Origin of the sequence: Archaeoglobus sp. UBA230 (assembly GCA_002507545.1) — an archaeon.
Lineage (GTDB): Archaea > Halobacteriota > Archaeoglobi > Archaeoglobales > Archaeoglobaceae > Archaeoglobus.
The window spans coordinates 58,527-78,837 of the sequence record DAVR01000024.1 but is presented as its reverse complement, the minus strand read 5'-3'; the positions used below and the strand labels follow the sequence as shown (position 1 = coordinate 78,837).

The following is a 20,311-nucleotide window of genomic DNA, read 5'->3' as shown; positions in this document are numbered from 1 at the left end:
AAAGTTATAAAATTTTAGCGTAACTGAGATGGGAGTGGCGGTGGTAAGCCCCCTTCTGTTCCGGCGGCATTAGTCTGAGCGGCTCAAGGCCTTGCACCCGGCGGGGAGGAGCTCGTTTCATCCGGAAATGGGTGACCTCATCCTCTCGGATTCATCGCATTTCCCCATTCCGGTATCGTTTCTGTGCCTCCTCCACCCCCTCTCGGGGACTTTCCGCCATTACGGGTGGGGGGACTTTCCTCCTTTCGGTCAGCCGCCCACCGCCGCTCCCGATATTAAATAATATCAACGCTTATTAAAGCCTTATCCAAGCTTTAGCTAAAAACTTGAAAATGTTTAAATATGGGAAGTTCATAATGAGTATTAGGAGATAAGCTGGAGGAGATACGATGGTTAGAACAATTACAGTAGCATCTGGAAAAGGAGGAACGGGAAAAACTACAATATCTGCAAATCTGGGTGTTGCTCTCTCTCAACTTGGGTATGATGTCACTATTGTTGATGCGGACATTGCGATGGCAAATCTTGAACTCATCATGGGTATGGAGGGTCTGCCGATAACGCTGCAAAATGTTCTGGCTGGGGAGGCAAGGATTGATGAGGCTATTTATGTTGGGCCAGGTGGGGTTAAGGTTGTTCCCGCTGGTGTCAGTCTTGAAGGTTTGAGAAAGGCTAACCCTGAAAAGCTTGAAGATGTTTTAACTCAGATCATGGAAAGTACCGATATTCTTATCCTTGATGCTCCAGCTGGACTTGAAAGAAGCGCCGTTATAGCAATTGCAGCAGCTCAGGAGCTAATTCTGGTTGTCAATCCTGAAATTGCCTCAATTACTGATGGTCTTAAAACCAAGATAGTTGCAGAGAGGCTTGGAACGAAGATACTTGGTGTGGTTGTCAACAGAATTACGACTTTGGGTATTGAAATGGCTAAAAACGAGATTGAGGCAATTCTCGAAGCGAAAGTTATTGCAATGATTCCCGACGATCCAGAGGTTAGAAAGGCTGCAGCATTTGGAAAACCAGTTGTTTTGAGATCACCCAATTCTCCAGCTGCAAAAGCAATTATGGAACTTGCTGAACGCATTGTAGGGGGTAAAAAGAAAGAGGTTGCTATCGAGGCAAGAGAAAAGAAAAAAGAGGGTGCATTAGCGAAGATGTTAAAAATCTTCAGGAGACGAAGGTGATCTGATGGAGAGCGTAGTTGAATACCTTCTGATAGTACTTCTTTTGATAAGCATAGTTTTGAATTTAGTGCTGCTAAAAAAAGTGAGAGCACTAAACAGAGAATTGAGAGAAGTAGGTGCAAGAGTAAGCGTGACAAAGGACGAACTGTCACAGATAAGGGCGAGACTGGAGAGGATGAAGGGTGAAATTTAAAGAGCTTCCAGTATTTTTTCACACATCTTTATGTTCATGAGATAGTCATCAAGTGCTGAAAGAAGGGTTCCGAGCTTTTTTACTTCAACAACTATGATTATTTTTTCGTTTTCAGCGTAACATCTGCACCACTCAGGATCATCGGGCTTCAGCGCTTCTACAATTCTTTCTGCACAATCTATTTCGATTTCTAAGCGAGCATGGCACAGCAAAGTCTATCTACCTCCTTTAGAAACTCATCAACTTTCTCTGCAGATATGTTGGCGCCTGCAGCAACTCTGTGCCCTCCTCCCCTTCCCCCGACCTTCTCTGCTGCAACTTTCATGACCTCAGCAAGATCAACCCTCTTTGCTAAATTCTCATTTGTTCTCGCCGAAACTTTGGCGTGCTCATTTTTAATGTTAATCACTACAAGCGGTTTATCGGCCATAAGGTAGCGGGAGAAGGTTGTTGCTATGGGACTGGCCGAAAGACCGTTCTCCATGACAAGGTATCGGATGCAGAACCCCTCTCTGATTTCGTTCCTTCTCTTTTTGAGTTCCTCAAGAAGCTGGATGACATAATCTTCGTTAATTTTCAAGGCCCTGTTTAGCGAGTCAACGTCTCCGAGTAGCAGTGACAGAGCCAAACTCATCACTCCAGCCCTTCCGCATGAATTGACAATGTCTGTTAACATTACCGAGTTCTTTACAAGTATATTTTTCAAAATAAACTGTTTGCCGATAATATGTTCAAAGACGCCAGTGTATGCTTTCATTTGAAGTAGCCTCAAAACAACTGCATCCGAGAGCCTTCTAACCTCGTCATCACTTAAATCGTCAACATCTTTGTCTCCATCGAGCTTGGCTTTTCTAAGGAATTCCTCAAGTTCTTCCTTTTTACCATAAAAATCAAGGTAGGGTTCAAGACTTTTAAGTAAAGAATCCCTGAGCTTACCCGAATGCAGCGCTATCCCCTTCCTCTCCGCAATTACTCCAGCCTCAATCCCCTCCTTGATGATCTCTGCATTGCCGCCAACTATTTTCTGCTTGTCACCGAGCATGCCGACAACAGCCATCGAAGCCAAATCCCTGTTTCTGCCAAGTTCGGTTGCAAACAGATAGGACACACCACTTGCTGAAAGTTCGTAAGTTCCATCCATACCCACAAGATGAGGATTGACATGAGCAAGATTTCTCTTGGGATTAATTTCCCCGCTTGGAGTGTGGTGGTCGAGAATTACAAGGTCGGTGTCAACTTCAGACATTAGGTCAGCATAACCACTCCCCATATCGGCAAAAAGCAGTAAATCGCCTTTTTCGTAATCAAAACTTTCATTCAAACCTTTTAAAAAAGAAATCTGGAAATTCTTTCCTGCCCTGAGAAGCGCTTTGGCGATAATCGCTCCTGCGGATATTCCATCTGCATCGTGATGAGTGTATACTCTGATGAAATCGTGCCTTTCAACAAGATCGGCTGCTTTTCTCGCCCTTTCTCTGAGCAGACTAATCCCCGAGTTTGAACTCATCGTGAACAACTCTCACAGCACTTACTCCATCCTTGTTATCCACAACAAATGAAACGTTAAATTCAGAACAACTCTGGCTTATCATTATAACATTTATCTTGTTTCTTCCAAGTGCAGAGAATATCTTGCCCGCAACACCGGGTGTCCCAGCCATGCCTGATCCAACAGCGCTTATCACTGCTATATCTAATAACTTGTCAACCTTTATATTCCCATTCTCAAGTTTCTTTAGAGTTTTGTATGCCTTGTCAAGGTCTCTACTGTCAACTACAATGGATAGATTTAGTTCCGAAGAACTCTGAGCGACCATGATTACATTTACTTTCTCGTCGGCAAGCCTTCTGAAAACCTCAGACATTATCTCTGCAAAATCAAATCCTGCTCCGCTCACGTTTACGATGCCTGCATTGGTTATCAGGCTAAGTGCCTTTACTATGTCTGTTGTTTCTTCAGTTCTGCTTCCGATCACGGTGCCAGGTGAGTCGGGATTAAATGTGTTCTTGATTCTAACCGGTATATTTTTTCTCATTACTGGCTCTAAAGCTCTCGGATGCAGGATTTTAGCTCCGAAATGCGAAAGCTCCATCGCCTCCTGGTATGATATCTCAGGAATAACTTTGGCGTTGGGAACATACTTGGGATCGCAGGTCATAATCCCATCAACTTCCTTCCAAAGCCAGACTTCATCTGCATCTAATGCCGCAGCTAAAATCGTTGCTGTGAAATCACTCCCCCCTCTTCCAAGTGTCGTTATGTTTCCGTCATCAGTTGCTCCAATGAATCCTGTGACAACGGGAACTGTCTTTTTTATGGTTAACAGAGGTTCGAGCCTACTCTTTATCGTATTGTAAACACCCGGAATTGGCTTTGCTCTTCCATAGTTCTTGTCTGTCAGAATGCCCGCATCACCGCCTGTTAAAGCGACAGAATCAACACCGATTGAAAGAAGTGTGGCTGAGAATATCGGAGCCAGCAATCTCTCTCCGAAAGAAACTATGTAATCTTCGCTCCTCCTTGTAAGCTCTCCAAGATAGCTTATTCCAAGCAAAACCTTTTCAAGCTCGTCCAGAAGACGTTCAGTGGCTGAAATGACTTTTGCTTTAACCTCTTCATTTCTCACTGCGTATTCGATTGCTTCGTAATGCTTTTTCATCATCTCAGCGATGAACATCTTTATGTATCCTGCTGATGGCTCTGAACAGCACTTGTTTGCAGCCTTTATGAGCGAATCAGTAACACCAGACATCGCTGATACCACTACAACAATCTCGTTACCTTCTGAGAACTTTTTAACAAGATTAGCGCAATGAAGTATGTTCTTACCGTCCTTTACGCTGACTCCTCCAAATTTCATTACGATTCTCATCTTTCTGCCTGATTTTGGCAGGAAATATAAACCTTGCTGAGCTTATTTGTGACTCCAGAATTTGGTGAAGACTTTCCTACATTTCTCGTAATCAAGCTTGTTCACAAACCTCACGAGTTTCTGCTCGTGGATGAAGTGGGGAAAATCACCCTCAAAATCAGGCGTCATCTCCTTTTTTTCAAGGAGAGTTACAAAAACGAGATTTCTCGCTGCAAGTAAATTGAAGTCGCATTCCTCACCATTTATAAAGGCCTGTGTAAGTATATTACCCGGACTTTCAAGATATTTTGCTCCAATCTTCTCTGCTATCATCTCCGGAATATTCACAACTTCAGCGTCGAGAAATTCAGCGAGCTTCCTGTGCATTAATCCAGCCTCAATAACCTGATTATCTGCTGGTTCGATTGCATCAGCCCTCATTCTGTCTCTCATTATAAACCTCTCCGCGTCAGCCTGTGCAAACCTTATAACCTTCTCAACAACCTCGTCAAAGTCGGATTTTAGAAAGGACTCAGTATAATCAATGTAAGCCATGTTGACTTTCCTTTCCATCTCTCTAACTCGCTCATCCCCAGAATTGAAAGTTCTGAGCTTCTCTACCTCTTCGAGATAAGGTTCAACCTGTAAAATCTCTTTGCCTTTCAAATTCCTCAGCATCTCCACGAGCTTTTTTGTGTAAATTGGGAATGGAGTGTCCAGCCTTCTCACATATTCCTCTATCTCCAGTTTCCCCTCAATAACATCGTGGAACAAATCATTTTTTGGCTCCTCCAGTATGATTATGCTGGCCTTTTCGAACTCTTTTTTAATAAAAGAAAGGTTCTCAACTCTGTGAGAGGTTAAGACCACCTTCATGAGAGGTCTTCAGCAACTATTTCCGCGATCTTCTTTCCACTCATGAGCATACCGCCGAATATCGGCCCCATCCTGGGTAGGTTGTGGACTGCAGCTACTGCCATACCAGCAGCATAAAGACCCTTCACAACTTTGCCCGTCTTTTCCACTATCTCCTTCTCTGCAACCTCAGAATATGCTGATCTCTCTCCAACAACCGGGATATCAAGAGGTATCTTCCTCGCAGCTACAGATATCACCTCTGCATCGTGCCCGGTGGCATCAACAACCGCTCCACTTCTTAAGAAGATGGGGTCAACATGCAAGCCGGAAATTTCAACGGCGCTCCACTGAATGCAAACACCTTTTACAGCAAGCGGATTCTCCCTGAAAATCACGTCCTCAACCGACACACCGTGGATGATTTTCGCCCCGCTGTCTATGGCTTTGGCAGCAAGCTTGGCCATCATTTCGGCTGCATCAATAACAAGAAGATTTCTGCGGACTTTATATTTTATATCGAAGTCATCGAGAACTTCTTTTGCCTCTTCTTCAGCTACAATCTTGTGAAAGAGCATACCTCCTCCACCTATACCGCCACCAAAGCTCAGTCTTCTTTCGAGGACGAGTGTTTTGAACCCCTTCTCTGCTATGTATTTTGCAGCAGTTAATCCTGAGGGACCAGCTCCAACAACTATTACGTCGGATTCAGCAAGTTCGACCCACTCTTCAGATGCACTCTCAATTATCGCCCGTGTAATTTCAGCCTCCATGCTGGCTTTAATGCAACGTTGTTTAATAATTTTCGCCGGCAAATCCTAAATTTTATATCCTGTAAAATAAACTTGTTGTATGGAAAGGGTTGAAGTGGATGTAGATGCTGTCAAGCTGTCTTTTCTTAAAGGAAAGGATGTGGATATTGTCTATATCCATGGTTCGGGTTGTGACGCAACTTTGTGGGAGAGTCAGCTTTCAGACATAGGCGGATACGCTGTGGATATGCCAAATCATGGGGAGAGTTGCAAGGCTGAGATAAGGGATATTGATGACTACGCATATTTCGTTGCAAAGGCCATAAAGAAAATACTGGGTGAAGCTATTGTTGTTGGACACAGCCTTGGAGGGGCGGTAGCCCAAAAGGTGTATTTGAACCATCCTAAGGTCGTAAAAGGTCTGATTTTGGTTGGAACAGGTGTCAGACTTAGAGTTCTGCCACAAATTCTCGAAGGATTGAAGGAGAAACCTGAAGAAACCGCAAAGATGACATCGAGATACGCTTTTTCAGATGAAAAGCTTGCAGATGAGTTTTCAAAGCTGTTTGCGGAGAGAGCTACCATTCTTCTGAAAGACCTGTCTCTCTGCAACAGGTTTGACCTTCTGGAGAAATACAGAGGTGGAGAAATTAAGATTGACGTTCCCACGCTGATAATTGTTGGGGAGAAGGATATGCTGACACCAGTAAAATACTCGGAATTTTTAAAGCAACATATACCGAATTCCGAGATGGTGGTTATACCAGAAGCCGGGCACATGGTAATGCTCGAAAAACCTGAAGAGTTTAACAGGGCAGTTAAGGAGTTTTTAAAGAAATTTTAACCTTTCACAATCTCCAGAATTTCTTTGAAGGCTGGATGTTCAGCGCTCTCCGTGATTTCGTAGATTATGCTCTCTGACGTTGTGAGCCTTATTCCTTCACTCTGCATCCTCATAATAGCAATGTCTTTGTCATAGCTCCTCCTCGATCCTATGCAATCTGCTGCAACATAAACCTCATATCCTGCCTTTTTCAGCTCAATTGCTGTCTGAAGAACGCATATATGTGCCTCTATTCCAGCAAGAATTACCCTGTCCGTGTTGAGACCTTCCAGCCTCCCTCTAAATTCCCTGTTTTTGAAGCAGCTAAAGGTCGTTTTCTCGATTGCTTTGCTCTCTACTACATCTGCCACGACATCAACAGTTTTTCCGAGTTTTATCTGCTCTGTAACCAGAACGGGGATTTTTAGCACCTTCAAAGCTTTTATTAGCTTAACTACACTTTTCAGGATGTCATCAATTCCTTCGATGTGCGGAGCGAGTTTTTCTTGGAAGTCTACAACCACCAGAGCCATACCTTTATAATTCCACAGCCTCTTTATTAGCTTATGGATTGGTTTGTTGAGTATTACAATGGATGCGGATTGACCATTAAAGTCCGCAGGAAGATTTACGAGGTAAGTGGGGTTCAGAAAATTGAGATTTATGAAACTGAGTCCTTCGGAAAGATGCTTGTAATAGATGGTAAGATTCAGCTTACCGAGTTTGATGAAGCAATTTATCATGAAATGCTCGTTCACGTTCCCATGCTTTCCCATACTCACCCGAAAAAGGTGGCGATAATTGGAGGGGGAGATGGTGGAGCTTTGAGGGAAGTTCTGAAGCATGATGTTGACAGAGCTGTTTTGGTGGACATAGACAGAAACGTAATAGACCTCTGCAGGAAGTATGTTGGAATTGACGAGAGGGCTTTTGATGATGAAAGGGTTGAGGTTGTGATTTCCGACGGCAAAGAATTTCTCGCAAATTGTGAAAGATTTGATGTTGTTATTGTGGACAGCACCGATCCGGTTGGTGTAAGTGACACGCTCTTCGATAAAGAATTCTTCGAATTTGCTGCCAAGAAATGTGACGTATTTTGCTGCCAGTCCCAGTCCCCTCTGGTCCAAAAGGAGTACTTCAAAATACTAATCGAAAATTCGAGGGTTTTTGAGAAGAGGAGAGTTTACACTTCCTGCATCCCCACCTATCCGCTTGCACTGTGGAGCTTCATAATCGCCGGAAATTTTGACTTTGATAGGTTAGAAGAGAGATTCGAGAGACTTAGGGGTAAAACTAAGCACTACAATCCCGAAGTTCATAGAGCAGCCTTTGCTCTACCCGAATGGCTCAAAAAGGAGGTGGAGTGATGTATTTGACAAAAGAGGAGGAGAGGATGCTTAACAGTGAGAATGAAACCATCAGAAAGTGTATGGAGATTCTTGTTGCAGTAGGAGAGACTAATGACGCTGAAAGGCTGGTTGAAATAACCTCTGCACATATTTCTGGTGTTAGCTATGACAATATCGGTGATGCGGGTTTAGAGTGGCTCGAATCACTGGATGGAAGAGTTAGAGTTCCGACCACTCTTAATCCAGCCGGAATGGATTTGAAAAGATGGAGGGAGATGGGTATAAGCGAGGATTTTTACGAGAATCAGATGAAGGTATTGGAGGTCTTCGAAAAACTTGGGGTGGAGATTGTTTTGACTTGCACACCCTACTACCTTTCAAGGCCGAAATTTGGAGAACACATAGCATGGGCTGAGAGTTCCGCCATAGTTTATGCCAATTCCATTATAGGCGCGAGAACGAACAGAGAATGCGGGCCTTGTGCATTAGCTGCAGCGATAATCGGAAAAACACCCTACTACGGGCTGCACATAAAGGAGAACAGAGCTCCGACGATTACAGTTAAAATCAAGGGTAATCTCGCAGCAGCGGGATATATTGGAGGAAAAGAGCTTAAAGATGAGATTCCCTACTTTGTTTTCGAGAGAGAGGTGGAAGAGTGGGAACTCAAGCTGTTAGGAGCTGCACTTGCTGCATCCGGCAACACTGTGATGTTTCATGCTGAAGGAATCACGCCGGAATGGGAGGATTTTGAGAAACCTTCGGAGAAGATTGAGATTTCCGGAGAGCTTAAAGCTGAATGTGAACCGGATTTAATCACAATTGGCTGTCCCCACACCTCTGGCCAGGAATTAGAAACAATTCTTAAGCTACTGGATGGGAGGAAGGTTAAAAAAGAATTTTGGATATTCACTTCACGTAAAGTTTTTTCCGAGAAGAGGGATGTTGTTAAGAAGCTTGAAACTCTGGGTGTGAAGGTTTTCAACGACACGTGTATGGTGGTCTCTCCTGCAACACAGAGATTTGAGTGTGTCATGGTGAACTCGGGCAAAGCCTTCAACTATCTGCCATCAATGAGAAAAGTCAATGTGGCGTTTGGTAACCTGAAAAGATGTGTGGAGGAGGCCGTTAAAGGTTAAGCCACCCTTCAACCTCTTTTTCGACCTCTACTGAATTTTCCTTTAGCTTTCTACGCTTAATTAGCAGACATTCTGCCTTAACCGCCCCACATTTCAGGGCAAAGTTTCTGTAAAACTCTGCGTATCTTCTCTCGTCGAAACCACCGTAACAGATTATCATAAGGATTTCCTTGCCTCTGGCGAACTTTTTTAGGAAGGTTGTAATTGGGGGGCAGTTGAAGGTCCACTTCGGGAAGCACAGAATGATTCCACTTTCATCAGGTTTGTCCACGTCTATTTTAACCCCCAAATAGGGGATGAAAGATAGTATAAGCCAGATAGGGTAAGGAAATTCGTAAGTCCTAATTTCCCTCGGCTTGGTGTTTAACCTACTCGCTACGATTTCCGCAATCTTCCTGCTGTTCCCGGTGTAAGTGAAGAAGTATATGTTCACGTTTTTGTATGTGACGTTTACCTTAATCTTCGTCATTGGTCTAATTAGGGGTTGGTAAAATTTAACTTATGGTTGGAAGTAACTGTTGAAGCTGTGTAGTGTCTGCCGCAGAGGTTTGCAAAACAAGTTTTTTTGGTATCATGAATATTTTTTGGTATCATGAATAATAACTCCTGAGGGATTTTGTTTTGTAGGTATGACATTCAAAAAATTATTTACCCTCCCTCCCAACTTATACTATGCCCGCCTACGTGTTTAGCAGGGAGAGCTTCCTGAAGTTTCTGGAGGGACATCTGGATGAGGATGTTGTTATTGTGGTTTCCAGCGACATCACGGATTTCAGAGTGGAAAAGACTGAGTCAATGGTTGGGGAGAAGGAATACTGCTTCACGGAGTTCGCGATCCCTACAGACATATTTAATGCAGATGAGGACGAAATTGACGAGTTGATGAAATATGTTGTTGTCTTCGTAGATAAGGATATGCTCAGCGAAGCTGGGGTTAAGGCAGTAAGATGAGGTGGCAGGAGTTCGAGGAGGAGGTAAGGAAAGTCTGCGAGGCTCATGGATTTAAGACGAGCTTCAGACACGTTTTCAAGGATGAGGGGGGAAGGGGTGAGATTGATGTTGTTGCCGAGAGATACGGATTAATCCTTTGCTTTGACGCAAAGCTTTACTCTGCATCCCGATATAGAGCATCTCAGCTGAGAAAGGAGGCGGAAAAGCACAAGAAGAGATGTGAGCGTTTCTCTGTCCTTACGGGAAAGGAAGTCGTGCCAGTTATTGTTTCATTTATAGACGACAGCGTCAGGTTCCACGAGGGCTGTATAATCGTCCCTTTCCACTCTCTTAACGAATTTTTGACGGAGCTGCACTATTACTTGGCAGAATTTGGGTATCTTTAGCCACTCCACAACTCTGATACCTGCTTCCCGAAATTAAGCAGCGTGTTTTCTGAGAAGTAGTTGCCTATCACCTGCAATCCTACGGGCAGCTTTTTCACAAACCCAACTGGAACGCTTAGAGCTGGCAATCCTGCGAGGTTTATTGGCACAGTGTTGACATCGGCCTTGTACATTGTGAGGGGGTCAGCAAGCTCGCCAATCTTGAAGGGCAGCGCTGGCATTGTTGGGGAGATCAGGACATCATATTGCTCAAAGGCTCTTCTGAAGTCCCTTATCACAAGCGTTCTCACCTTCTGAGCCTTCAAATAATACTTGCCGTAGTATCCGGCAGACAAAGCGTAGCTGCCAAGCATTATTCTCCTCTTGACCTCCTCACCAAATCCCTCTGCTCTAACCTTGCTGAAGTATCTTCTCCAAGAGTCGAGCTTTTCCAGAGCGAAGCCGTATCTCACACCATCGTATCTCGCAAGGTTGGATGATGCCTCGCTCATGGCGATGATGTAGTATGCAGCCAAAGCATACTTGAAGGAGGGCATGCTCACCTCCCCGACCTCGTGGTGCTGCTTTATGACCTCAACAACCTCATTAAATCTGCCCATGACCTCATCGTTGCCACCCATTTCCTTCACAATACCAACCTTCAACCTCTTCTCATCTGGAACGAATCTAAACTCTCTTCCCGCATTTGTTGAATCTCTCACATCCTTACCTGCAATCACTTCAAGTAGCAGAGCGAGGTCTTCGATACAGTCCGCCATCGGCCCTATCTGCTCCAGCGAATTGGCGTAAGGGATCAAGCCATACCTCGAAACCAAACCGTAAGTTGGTTTCAAACCGTAAACTCCACAGAAGCTCGCAGGACACCTTATGCTCCCACCTGTATCGCTTCCGAGTGATAAAACTGCTTCATCAGCAGCTACCACCGCTCCACTCCCTCCACTGCTTCCACCCGCAACCCTTTCGAGGTCGTAAGGGTTTCTGACTACTCCGTAATAGCTCGTTTCTGTGGTAGTCCCCATTGCAAATTCGTCCATGTTGGCCTTGCCAATTATTATGGCTCCCTCATGCTTCAATCTCTCGACAACATGAGCATCAAAAACCGGTCTGTAGTTGCTCAGTATCTTTGAAGCACAGGTCGTCAAAACATCCTTGGTTGAAATGTTGTCCTTAACCGCTACTGGCACACCAGCAAGTCTCCCATTCAGCTCTCCCCTGTCGTATTTCTCAGCCATCCTGAGGGCTTGATCCCTGCAGACGGTGATGTATGCGTTCAGTTTGCTCTTCTCTATCCTATCCAGCATCTCTGCAACTGCATCGTAACATCCGTGATTCTCAACCTTCTCCTTCCATTCGGCAATCTTCACTCAACCACCCTCGGCCCTTTGAAGTATCCCTCCTCCTTGTGGGTTGCATTTTTCAGTGCCTCATCCTGACTCAAACATTCGCCCGGTTTATCCTCTCTAAAAACGTTTCTTAGAGGTAAAACCTGAAATGTGGGTTCAACATCCTCTTCAACCTCATCGAGAATGTTGAAGTAATCCAGAATGCTCTCAAACTCCTTGCGGAATTTTTCGGCCTCTTCCCCAGAAATTTCAATTTTTGCAAGTTCTGCGGTATGGTAAACCTCCTCGACAGATACCATGAGAACCACTCAAGGTTGGGTAATAAATTGTTTTTTCAATGCCTCCAATGCTGCTTTCCTCATCACGTTCACATCAGGCCTAACACCAGTCCAAATTTCAAAGGCCTTAGCCCCCTGGTGGACGAGCATTTCTATGCCATAAATCACCCTGCAGCCCACTTTTTTCGCCTTCATGATGAGGGGGGTTTCGAGGGGGTTGTATACGGTATCGAACACAACCATGCCCGGCTGCAGAATTTCCTCGGGCACGGGCAGCCTTTGATCAAAACCCTTCATTCCAATTGGCGTGGCATTTACGAGGATGTCAATTTTGCCCTTCAGCTCTTTAACTCTGGTGTAGAGGTGAAACATACAGTCTCCATACTTTCTGAGCATTTCAACTGTCTCTAATCCTCGGGATTCGGTTCTGTTTGTCAAAACAACCGTTGCTCCAAGCTCCATCAATGCAAGGGAAGCGGCCTTTCCAGCACCACCTGCGCCAACCACAAGGGCCACTTTTCCATCAACATCAACCTCGGAAAAAGATGCTTTGACGCCATAAACGTCCGTATTGTATCCCACCATGTTTCTCAGGTTGACCGTGTTCACAGCTTTGAGTTTTGCAGCGTGACCTTCAAGTCTGACAAACTTCGCAACCTCTTCTTTAAAGGGAATAGTAACATTCAACCCGGTAAAACCAAGAGCCTTTGCTCCTATAACTGCCTTTTCAAGCATTTCTGGCTTTACTTCAAAGGCAAGGTAAATCCCTTCGATTCCTGCCCTTTTCAAAGCCGCATTGTGCATTGCTGGCGATACGGAATGTTTGATGGGGTAGCCCACAACTCCGAGATACATCATTGAGATTGTTGAAGTTTCAGGATAAAAACATGTGGGGCCGCCGAGATTTGAACTCGGGTCACCGGCGCCCCAGGCCGAGAGGCTACCAGGCTACCCCACGGCCCCAGCAGTCTTAGATTCAAGGCACGTATTTAAAGACTTTTGCTGAAATGACAAAACATTTAATTTCAATAGATTCGAAAGTAGAGTGGATAAATACCGTAAATTATTTATGCGTAGGTAGAAAACGACAGTGAGACGGAGGTGACGTAATGCCAGATTTAGAAGTTAAAGGAAAAAAGCTCAGACTTGACGAGGACGGTTTTCTGCAGGATTGGGAAGAGTGGGATGAGGAGGTTGCAGAGGCTTTGGCCAAAGATACAAGATTCAGCCCGCAACCTATTGAACTGACTGAGGAGCACTGGAAGATAATAAAATATCTCAGGGACTACTTCATCAAATACGGTGTTGCTCCGCCAGTAAGAATGCTTGTCAAACAGTGCAAGAAGGAAGTGAAACCCGACTGCAACCTTCAGTATATCTACAAGCTCTTCCCACAGGGTCCTGCAAAGGATGCCTGTAGAATTGCCGGATTGCCAAAGCCTACTGGCTGTGTCTAATCATTTATTTTTCTCGATTTTTTTGCCTGCTCAACGAATCTTCTTGCAATGCTTCTGTCAGATAGAAAGTGAACATGTATGTAATTTCCAAGAACGTTTTTTACCATAATCCCGTCTCTCCTTCCGTCAATTCCAAAACCCCTTTTCACGGAAAATGCAAATTCTGCCTTTCCGGTTAAAACTGCCTTTGAGTAGTGAAACTCGTGCCCAGTAATGTTCTGATTTCTTTTCGCTATCGGACAGCTTTTCACTGCCCGGTAAATGGAGTAGCCCTGAGCCTGAAACTTCTTGAACATAACTGTTTTCAGGGGTAGAAAACCAACCATTTCATATTCACTTTCTCCAGTGTCAATACTCTCTCCCAAATACATGAGTCCACCACATTCTGCATAAACGGGCTTTCCAGAATCGCAAAATTCGTATATGTTCTCTCTCAACTTTTTGTTCCCTTCAAGCTTATCGGCAAATACTTCTGGAAATCCACCGCCGATGTAGAGCGCATCAACATCTGGAAGCTTTCTGTCCCGCAATGCGTCAATAAAAACAAGATCAGCGTACTTCGAAAGTTCATCCAGATTATCCTGATAGTAGAAGGAGAAAACTTCGTCTCTCAGTATCCCTATCTTGAGGTCTCTCTCTCCATCTTCTTTGCCCCTTTCTCTCTCATCGTAGGCAAACGCGTCAATGGGTGGAGCGTTATTCGCAAGTTCAACGATCGCATCAATGTCAACACACTCCTCAATTATACTGGCCACATTGTCTATGAGTTCGTCAATATCTCCTCTTTCGTATGCAGTAACCAGCCCAAGATGCCTGTAAGGCATTCTAACATCTTTTCTTGGAATTACTCCATATACCTTAACCTTTGCAAGCTTCTCGACAGCAGTCCGGACTTTGTTCGCATGCCTCTCGCTTCCAACTCTGTTAAGTATCGCCCCCCTCAAGTCTACCTCAGGGTCAAAGACCTTGTAGCCAAGAACTATCGCCGCAGAGGTTCTGTTCAACCTTTCAACATTTGCTACAAGGATTACTGGAGCTCTCAAAATTTTACTAACCTCTGCAACGCTTCCCTTCTCACTTACAGCATCCGAAGAATCATACAAACCTGTCTTGCCCTCAATAACCGCAATATCTGCACCTCTAAAATTTCTAACAAATGTCTCGAGGATGGCGCTTTGGCTGAGCATAAAACTGTCAAGATTCCTCGAGTATCTGCCAGTGGCAAGATGATGAAAACCGGGGTCAATAAAATCCGGACCTACTTTGTAGGGCTGCACAACATAGCCCCTGTTTACCAGAGCCCTCATTAGACCGATGGAAACCATCGTCTTCCCAACTTTGCTGCTCGTGCCAGCTATAACAATCCTCGGAATATCCATCAGTGGAATTTACAGTTTAGTAATTTATCTTTTTACGGAAAAGCTTAAATTAAGCCGTGCGGTTAAAATTTAGCATGGATGAATTTGAGTATATTTTAATGGAGGATGATGAAGAAGAGGTTGAGGGAGAAGATGACGTCAAGCTTGCAGAAATATACAAGCTTGCCTCCAGACTTTTGACATTACTTGAAGGTATTAAGAGTTTTGAACTTAAAGAATCTGCCTCTCTGATGCTGATTAGGGAGATTGTAGGAGATGATAAAGTCCTTATGGGACTTGCGACGAAAATGCTTCAGGATATGAGCTTTGGATTTGAAGATGACGAAAGTTATGTCAGTTAACACTCTTACTTTTTAATATCCTCGATTTTATTAGGCTGTAATTCACAAAAAGCGCCCCGAAGAATATGTTTGCATGATACGTGATTATTCTCCATAGCGCTACAAGAACACCGAGTATGTTCGTGTCAACAAAGTTTGAGTAGAGGTAAGCCATGCTGACCTCTGCAATACCGCTGCTGCCGGGAGTGAGTGGAACAAGAGATACTATCACGATTATAAGCTGTGCTGTGTATGAGTAGAGGAAGTAGGGGTCGTAGCCGAGAGACAAAAGGATGAAAGACGGAACCATGAATCCTGCAGACCATAAAATTAGTGTCAGAATGTAAAGCACAAAGATACCACTCAACGAGTTCGACAGCATCTGAATTGTTGCCTCTCTAAATCTTCTCAGCTCTCTTGAGAAAACGCTGGAGTAATTCTCTGCCTTCTCTTCATTGAACCATTTCACTAATCTGTAAAGTATTTTTGAAAACCTGTCAATACTTGCCTCGTTTCTGAATATTCTGAAAAGCATATAGATGAAAATGGCAAGAAGTGTAGTGAAAACAACAGCAATCTTGAATCCGAAGCTGGTAGAAAAACCTGTTATTATCAGAAATACGGGAAGGGCAGAGGAGAAAAACATGGAATCAAGTATTCTCTCAGCGAGCACTATAAACGCTGAAGTTCCAACATCAACATCTCTGTCTGACAACATTTTAACTCTAACCGGTTCTCCTCCTGCTGATGATGGGGTTATAGCTGCAGTAAACATGCTTGCCATTGTTATTTCCAAAGAGTGGAAATATGAGACCTTGTAACCGAGATAGTTTGTGAGTAGCTTGAGTCTGAACGCCCAGAGCAACCAGAAAGAAACCTGCATCAGAAATGCAAGAAGGAGATAAATCCAGTTTGCCCTCCTCAGAACACTCCACGTAATCTCACTTTCGGTATACTTGAAGATGATTACCGTAACTACGATACTGATTAAAATACCAATCACTGCTGCCCTTGCGCTCGATTTGCCACTCAATATCTCCCTCCGAATTTTATTCTGCTTCACAAACTTAAGTAACTTATCCTTTACGCTTCCAAACAAATTTAAATTGCCAGAATATCTTGTGCAATTGATGAGCAAAATCGGCATCGTTGGAGCTGGGCTATCAGGTCTTGCCATTGCAAACAATATTAAAAATGCAGTAGTTTTTGAATCTGAAAGCAGACCAGGAGGTTTGCTTAGAACAGATACCATTGAAGGCTATACATTTGATACTGGAGGCTCCCACATAATATTTTCAAAAGACGACGAAACACTTTTCGAGATGCTGGCGACAATTGGGAATTACGTCGAGCACAGAAGAAGAACTTTCATCTTTTACAATAACCAGTTTATAAAGTATCCTTTTGAAAATGGCATTTCAATGCTTCCGGCTGAGGAGAGATTTCAAATCTTAAAGGACTTTGTGGAAAACATGATAAGGGAGAAAAAAGAGCCGGAAAACCTATTAGAGTGGTTTTACTATGTTTTTGGGAGAGAAATTACTGATAGGTATCTCAAACCCTACAATGAGAAAATATGGAAGAGGAATTTGGAGGAGATATCCCTTGACTGGGTTGGGGGAAGAGTTCCAAACCCCCCAGTTGATGACATTCTCAGATCAGCAGTCGGCATTGAGACGGAGGGATACACCCACCAGTTGAGATTTTTTTATCCCCTCAAGGGAGGAATAGAAACTCTGGCGAAGAGTTTGGCTGAAAAGGTTGATGTCAGGGTGAGTGAGGGTGTCAGGAAGATTGAGATAGGAGAGGGTGAGGTGGTTGTTGAAACAACAAGGGGTCAGTATGAATTTGACAAGCTTGTTTATACCGCCCCCTTAACCCATCTACCGAAAATTATGGATTGCGATGAAATTGAGGGAGAGATACAGAAACTTGACTACAACTCGCTAACAGTTGTCGGGCTCGGGATTAAAGATAGGGTGCCGAATTTTCACTGGCTTTATTTCCCCCAATCTGATATTATCTTCCACAGAATCGCCTTTCTTAGCAACTACAGTCCATACATGGCTCCAGATGGCTGTTCTACAATTATAGCAGAGATATCGAGGAAACCGGGTGAAAAAATCAGTAATATTTGTGAGAGGGTTATCGGTGACCTCATAGATGTAGGATTCGATTTCAATGTGGAGGTTTGTAGGGCTTGGGAGTGGGAGCACGCTTACGTTGTCTACAACCACCACTACAGAAAGGCAGTTGAGAAGATAAGGGTTTATCTAAGGGAGAAAAATATCATACCCTTCGGCAGATTTGGAGGGTGGGGGTATCTCAACATGGATGCCGTAATGGCTCAGGCTAAGGCTCTTGCGCGCAACATCGTGAGAACATGAAGGCGTTGGTGGTTATACTGAACAAAGATAACGCAGAAGGATTGAAGAGTTGCATCGAATCGCTGCTCAATCAGTCGGCAAGGCTCTGTGAGGACTTTGATGTCCTTGTTCTTGATGGACTCTCGACCGACAATTCGGAAGAAGTTGTCAAAGCCTACTCCAACCCGTGTATCCAATTTAAAGTTCAGGAGAAGCTTGGAGGGACGGGATACGCAAGAGTTGAGGCATGTGAGTATGCATTGAAGCAAAAATACGATGTCGTGATTTGGGGCGATTCCGAAAACGTATATTTCCCGGACTATGTGGAAAAAATGCTGGATTGCCTGAAGTCTGCTGATGCTGCTGGGGGGTTGCCGGTTGTCAGGGGAGGATTTTTTGCCCACGCCTTTGCTTGGTATCATGCAATTCACGCGATAGTGCCAAAGCTTGCTGAAATGCACATTCCAGGCAACAACAAAGCTGAGAGAGTTGAGATATTCAAGAGAGTCAAGTATCCCGAAAGCCGGAGGGCTGAAGATTACGGTTTCTCCCTGATTCTAAGAAAGAAGGGAATAAGGTTGAGACAGAAGTTAACTGACGCAAAAGTCTTTGTATCTCTTCCGGAGAGTATCGGTGAAGTTCATACGTGGCAGATGGCGAGAGCGAAGGGTGCTGCAGAGGCTGCCCACGAAGTCGGGGCTTTCCCAACTGATTCTTTAATCTGGATGGCAGCTTTGATACCAATACCTTCTGCCTTTATTCACCCCATACTGTCACTCTGCCTCTTTCTGTTGCTGTTCCTGACATCCACAGCAATTTTTGTCAGATCAATGAAATACATAGAGAAACCAAAAAAGATTTACTTCTTTGCGCCCTTCTTAGGCATTCTGATCTACTCTGTCTACAGTTTAATCTCTCTGTTCCACTATCTCAAACTAAAAATATTTTAAACTTCTTGAGAATATTGGGAAAATGAGATTACTGACGATAGGCTCAGGATTGCGAGGGGCAAAGATCGCTGAACTACTCCATAAAAAGGGGGTTAAAGTTAATAGAGTGTCCCTTTTCAAGTGCTTCTGTGTGTTGAACAATGAGGAACACTTGAGAAGCGTTTCGTTGAAAGAGGACAGGAAATTCTACGTCCATGGTCTGAGAGGGGACGTTAGTGGGTTTGTAAACAAAGTAACGTCCCTCTACGAAATATTTGAGGGTAGTTTAGTGATAACATCCTTAGAGGATGATTTTGGTTACTTAACTTCACTCGAACTCTGTGAGAGATTGAAGAAAATGACAGGTGAAACTGTAATCGCCCTTGCTCTTGTCCCTCAGCTTGATACATCAAGTATCGGGGAAATCAAGAAGAGAATAAGAAGTTTGCGAGATTCTGCTGACGTTCTAATCCTCTTTGAAGGGGATGTAGGTGTTGAGCGAAAGATTCTAAGGGTGATGAATCTCATCTCGCTGGCAGGGGAGATAGATTTGAAAAAGAAGGTTGCCGGAGAAGTTGTTGTTGACACTTCTGACGTCTTTAACGCGTTGAGAGGTGATGGATTCGCCATTGCTGGAATAGCAGAGAGGAAAATACCGTTGGACTTGAAATCCCTTATCTTCAAGCGGGAAAGCGCTTTAAAGGCTTTGAGGACGAGAAGAATGATTGAGCTTACTGAGGAGGCTTTGAGGAATGTCAGCATAAACGGTGACGTGGAAACCTCGAAATCAGCTCTGCTACTTTTTGCAGGAAAGCCGGAGGAAATAACAATGGAGGGACTGTTCTCCTCAATCTCGATGATAGAAAATCTGAACAGAGATATAGTTGTGAGATACGGAGACTATCCAATACCCGGAATGAGAAAACTTGCTGCCGTGCTCATATTCTCAGGAATTAGAAAGTTCAGGTTTGCCTGAAAAGAGAGAAAAGCTTGAAAAGCGTCCCGTTGTAGGCTATTCTTCTCTCGATTCTCGATTGCAGCGTTTTGAATGCATAATCATCAACTTCGAATACTACATCATCGTATTTCACATCTTTGAGGATCAAACCGTAGGGTGGAGCTGGCTCCACTCTCTCCTTGTATTTTTCCGGATTCAGAAGGTCTCTGAACCACTCAACACTCCTGTGCTGCTTTCCAATCTCTATGAGTGCTGTAACGAGGCATCTTACCATGTTCCATGTGAAGGCGTTTCCCTCAATCTCGAAGATAATGAACTCCCTGTCCGCTCTTATGTCTGCGCTGTAAATCTCTCTAACGCAGTTCTCGCCTTCCCCAAACTTCCTTGTGAAATTCGAGAAATCGTGAACTCCAATAAGTTCCTTCACAGCTTTCCTCATGCTTGAAATGTCAAAATCTGAGCCGTACATCACGTAAGTGTAAACCCTACTTTTTGCTCTTCTCGGATCAAAGGTTTCTGGAACTTTAGCCCATGCCCATGCAACTATGTCTTCTGGCAGTTCCGAGTTCAGCATTCTCGGAAACACCTTTTCCTCAGAATCGAAGGTTATGACTTGGCCGTAAGCATGAACCCCGGCATCAGTTCTGCCAGCACTCTTTACCTTCGGCTTTTCAACCCCAAGCTTCCTTAGTGCATTGATGATTTCTCCCTCTACCGTCCTCTGGTCCGGCTGATATTGGCTTCCGTGGAAGTTTTCTCCGAAATATGCCACTTTGAAGGCAAACCTCATGCTTACC

Annotated in this window: 25 protein-coding genes, 1 tRNA gene and 1 other RNA gene; 12 read left to right on the top strand and 15 right to left on the bottom strand. The window is 44.1% G+C overall.

The features are described from left to right. Positions 1–32: 32 nt before the first annotated feature. An RNA gene (gene rnpB, locus BP688_RS06650) (RNase P RNA component) lies at positions 33–269 on the bottom strand. 120 nt (positions 270–389) lie between these two features. Between rnpB and minD the strand changes: the two genes are divergently transcribed. Together minD and BP688_RS06640 are read left to right on the top strand one after the other, a co-directional pair. Next, on the top strand, positions 390–1,184 hold the full coding sequence (gene minD / locus BP688_RS06645; RefSeq protein WP_290598117.1) for a septum site-determining protein MinD: 795 nt from the start codon (positions 390–392) through the stop codon (positions 1,182–1,184). Positions 1,185–1,188: 4 nt separating this feature from the next. Further along, a complete protein-coding gene (locus tag BP688_RS06640; RefSeq protein ID WP_290598116.1) occupies positions 1,189–1,377 on the top strand; it encodes a hypothetical protein in 189 nt (62 codons plus the stop codon). Here BP688_RS06640 and BP688_RS06635 read toward each other — a convergent pair. The 5 genes from BP688_RS06635 to BP688_RS06615 are packed head-to-tail and all read right to left on the bottom strand — an operon-like array spanning position 1,374 to position 5,857. Continuing rightward, on the bottom strand, positions 1,374–1,589 hold the full coding sequence (locus BP688_RS06635; protein ID WP_290598115.1) for a KEOPS complex subunit Pcc1: 216 nt from the start codon (positions 1,587–1,589) through the stop codon (positions 1,374–1,376). The two genes, BP688_RS06640 and BP688_RS06635, sit on opposite strands and share 4 nt — an antisense overlap. After that, a complete protein-coding gene (locus tag BP688_RS06630) occupies positions 1,568–2,884 on the bottom strand; it encodes a DHH family phosphoesterase (RefSeq protein ID WP_290598114.1) in 1,317 nt (438 codons plus the stop codon). The genes BP688_RS06635 and BP688_RS06630 overlap by 22 nt, the downstream gene beginning before the upstream one ends. After that, positions 2,862–4,250 carry an aspartate kinase gene (locus BP688_RS06625; RefSeq protein WP_290598113.1) on the bottom strand — a complete coding sequence of 463 codons (1,389 nt, stop codon included), beginning with the start codon at positions 4,248–4,250 and terminating at the stop codon, positions 2,862–2,864. The genes BP688_RS06630 and BP688_RS06625 overlap by 23 nt, the downstream gene beginning before the upstream one ends. A 42-nt stretch (positions 4,251–4,292) precedes the next feature. Next, a complete protein-coding gene (locus tag BP688_RS06620) occupies positions 4,293–5,105 on the bottom strand; it encodes a hypothetical protein (protein WP_290598112.1) in 813 nt (270 codons plus the stop codon). Beyond that, positions 5,102–5,857, bottom strand: coding sequence for a sulfide-dependent adenosine diphosphate thiazole synthase (locus tag BP688_RS06615; RefSeq protein ID WP_290598111.1), 756 nt, complete (start codon positions 5,855–5,857; stop codon positions 5,102–5,104). Before BP688_RS06615 ends, BP688_RS06620 begins: the two co-directional genes overlap by 4 nt. 79 nt (positions 5,858–5,936) lie before the next feature. Here BP688_RS06615 and BP688_RS06610 point away from each other — a divergent pair, with 79 nt between their 5' ends. Then, complete coding sequence (locus BP688_RS06610) at positions 5,937–6,680, top strand: alpha/beta fold hydrolase (protein ID WP_290598110.1); 744 nt, start codon at positions 5,937–5,939, stop codon at positions 6,678–6,680. On the opposite strand, the gene BP688_RS06605 is transcribed toward BP688_RS06610, so the two are convergent. Next, positions 6,677–7,192, bottom strand: a complete 516-nt coding sequence (locus BP688_RS06605) for an isochorismatase family protein (RefSeq protein ID WP_290598109.1) — start codon at positions 7,190–7,192, stop codon at positions 6,677–6,679. The genes BP688_RS06610 and BP688_RS06605 overlap by 4 nt on opposite strands. A 33-nt stretch (positions 7,193–7,225) precedes the next feature. Here BP688_RS06605 and speE point away from each other — a divergent pair, with 33 nt between their 5' ends. Together speE and BP688_RS06595 are read left to right on the top strand one after the other, a co-directional pair. Beyond that, on the top strand, positions 7,226–8,026 hold the full coding sequence (speE, locus tag BP688_RS06600) for a spermidine synthase (RefSeq protein WP_290598108.1): 801 nt from the start codon (positions 7,226–7,228) through the stop codon (positions 8,024–8,026). Beyond that, complete coding sequence (locus BP688_RS06595; RefSeq protein WP_290623560.1) at positions 8,026–9,147, top strand: aconitase X catalytic domain-containing protein; 1,122 nt, start codon at positions 8,026–8,028, stop codon at positions 9,145–9,147. Before speE ends, BP688_RS06595 begins: the two co-directional genes overlap by 1 nt. Here the strand turns inward: BP688_RS06595 and BP688_RS06590 are convergent. Then, complete coding sequence (locus BP688_RS06590) at positions 9,137–9,616, bottom strand: flavodoxin family protein (protein WP_290598106.1); 480 nt, start codon at positions 9,614–9,616, stop codon at positions 9,137–9,139. The two genes, BP688_RS06595 and BP688_RS06590, sit on opposite strands and share 11 nt — an antisense overlap. A 203-nt stretch (positions 9,617–9,819) precedes the next feature. Here BP688_RS06590 and BP688_RS06585 point away from each other — a divergent pair, with 203 nt between their 5' ends. Further along, positions 9,820–10,098, top strand: coding sequence for an AF2331 family protein (locus BP688_RS06585; protein WP_290598105.1), 279 nt, complete (start codon positions 9,820–9,822; stop codon positions 10,096–10,098). Continuing rightward, entirely contained in the window at positions 10,095–10,484 is a 390-nt protein-coding gene (locus BP688_RS06580; RefSeq protein WP_290598104.1) for a hypothetical protein, read from the top strand. Before BP688_RS06585 ends, BP688_RS06580 begins: the two co-directional genes overlap by 4 nt. On the opposite strand, the gene gatA is transcribed toward BP688_RS06580, so the two are convergent. The 4 genes from gatA to BP688_RS06560 form a co-directional block, all read right to left on the bottom strand. Next, positions 10,481–11,848 carry an Asp-tRNA(Asn)/Glu-tRNA(Gln) amidotransferase subunit GatA gene (gatA, locus tag BP688_RS06575; protein ID WP_290598103.1) on the bottom strand — a complete coding sequence of 456 codons (1,368 nt, stop codon included), beginning with the start codon at positions 11,846–11,848 and terminating at the stop codon, positions 10,481–10,483. The two genes, BP688_RS06580 and gatA, sit on opposite strands and share 4 nt — an antisense overlap. Next, positions 11,845–12,126 carry an Asp-tRNA(Asn)/Glu-tRNA(Gln) amidotransferase subunit GatC gene (gene gatC / locus BP688_RS06570; RefSeq protein WP_290598102.1) on the bottom strand — a complete coding sequence of 94 codons (282 nt, stop codon included), beginning with the start codon at positions 12,124–12,126 and terminating at the stop codon, positions 11,845–11,847. Before gatC ends, gatA begins: the two co-directional genes overlap by 4 nt. 9 nt (positions 12,127–12,135) lie before the next feature. After that, a complete protein-coding gene (gene aroE, locus BP688_RS06565; RefSeq protein WP_290623562.1) occupies positions 12,136–12,963 on the bottom strand; it encodes a shikimate dehydrogenase in 828 nt (275 codons plus the stop codon). A gap of 32 nt (positions 12,964–12,995) precedes the next feature. Continuing rightward, a tRNA-Pro gene (locus tag BP688_RS06560) sits at positions 12,996–13,068 on the bottom strand. A gap of 146 nt (positions 13,069–13,214) precedes the next feature. On the opposite strand from BP688_RS06560, the gene BP688_RS06555 reads away from it, so the two are divergent. Beyond that, positions 13,215–13,562: a TusE/DsrC/DsvC family sulfur relay protein gene (locus BP688_RS06555; RefSeq protein ID WP_290598100.1), complete on the top strand. Its 348-nt coding sequence runs from the start codon at positions 13,215–13,217 to the stop codon at positions 13,560–13,562. Here the strand turns inward: BP688_RS06555 and BP688_RS06550 are convergent. Continuing rightward, positions 13,559–14,941 (bottom strand): cobyrinate a,c-diamide synthase, encoded by a 1,383-nt coding sequence (locus BP688_RS06550; RefSeq protein ID WP_290623563.1) that lies wholly within the window; start codon positions 14,939–14,941, stop codon positions 13,559–13,561. The genes BP688_RS06555 and BP688_RS06550 overlap by 4 nt on opposite strands. A 74-nt stretch (positions 14,942–15,015) precedes the next feature. On the opposite strand from BP688_RS06550, the gene BP688_RS06545 reads away from it, so the two are divergent. After that, positions 15,016–15,282: a hypothetical protein gene (locus BP688_RS06545; protein WP_290598098.1), complete on the top strand. Its 267-nt coding sequence runs from the start codon at positions 15,016–15,018 to the stop codon at positions 15,280–15,282. Here the strand turns inward: BP688_RS06545 and BP688_RS06540 are convergent. Continuing rightward, complete coding sequence (locus BP688_RS06540) at positions 15,275–16,294, bottom strand: UPF0104 family protein (RefSeq protein WP_290598097.1); 1,020 nt, start codon at positions 16,292–16,294, stop codon at positions 15,275–15,277. The genes BP688_RS06545 and BP688_RS06540 overlap by 8 nt on opposite strands. Positions 16,295–16,391: 97 nt before the next feature. On the opposite strand from BP688_RS06540, the gene BP688_RS06535 reads away from it, so the two are divergent. From BP688_RS06535 to BP688_RS06525, 3 genes are read left to right on the top strand one after another with little or no spacing between them, the layout of a single operon-like run. Then, positions 16,392–17,648 (top strand): protoporphyrinogen/coproporphyrinogen oxidase, encoded by a 1,257-nt coding sequence (locus BP688_RS06535; protein ID WP_290598096.1) that lies wholly within the window; start codon positions 16,392–16,394, stop codon positions 17,646–17,648. Next, on the top strand, positions 17,645–18,577 hold the full coding sequence (locus BP688_RS06530; RefSeq protein ID WP_290598095.1) for a glycosyltransferase family 2 protein: 933 nt from the start codon (positions 17,645–17,647) through the stop codon (positions 18,575–18,577). Before BP688_RS06535 ends, BP688_RS06530 begins: the two co-directional genes overlap by 4 nt. A gap of 22 nt (positions 18,578–18,599) precedes the next feature. Next, positions 18,600–19,532 carry an FtsZ/tubulin family protein gene (locus BP688_RS06525; RefSeq protein ID WP_290598094.1) on the top strand — a complete coding sequence of 311 codons (933 nt, stop codon included), beginning with the start codon at positions 18,600–18,602 and terminating at the stop codon, positions 19,530–19,532. Here BP688_RS06525 and truA read toward each other — a convergent pair. Continuing rightward, a complete protein-coding gene (truA, locus tag BP688_RS06520) occupies positions 19,519–20,304 on the bottom strand; it encodes a tRNA pseudouridine(38-40) synthase TruA (RefSeq protein ID WP_290598093.1) in 786 nt (261 codons plus the stop codon). The two genes, BP688_RS06525 and truA, sit on opposite strands and share 14 nt — an antisense overlap. Positions 20,305–20,311: the final 7 nt, after the last annotated feature.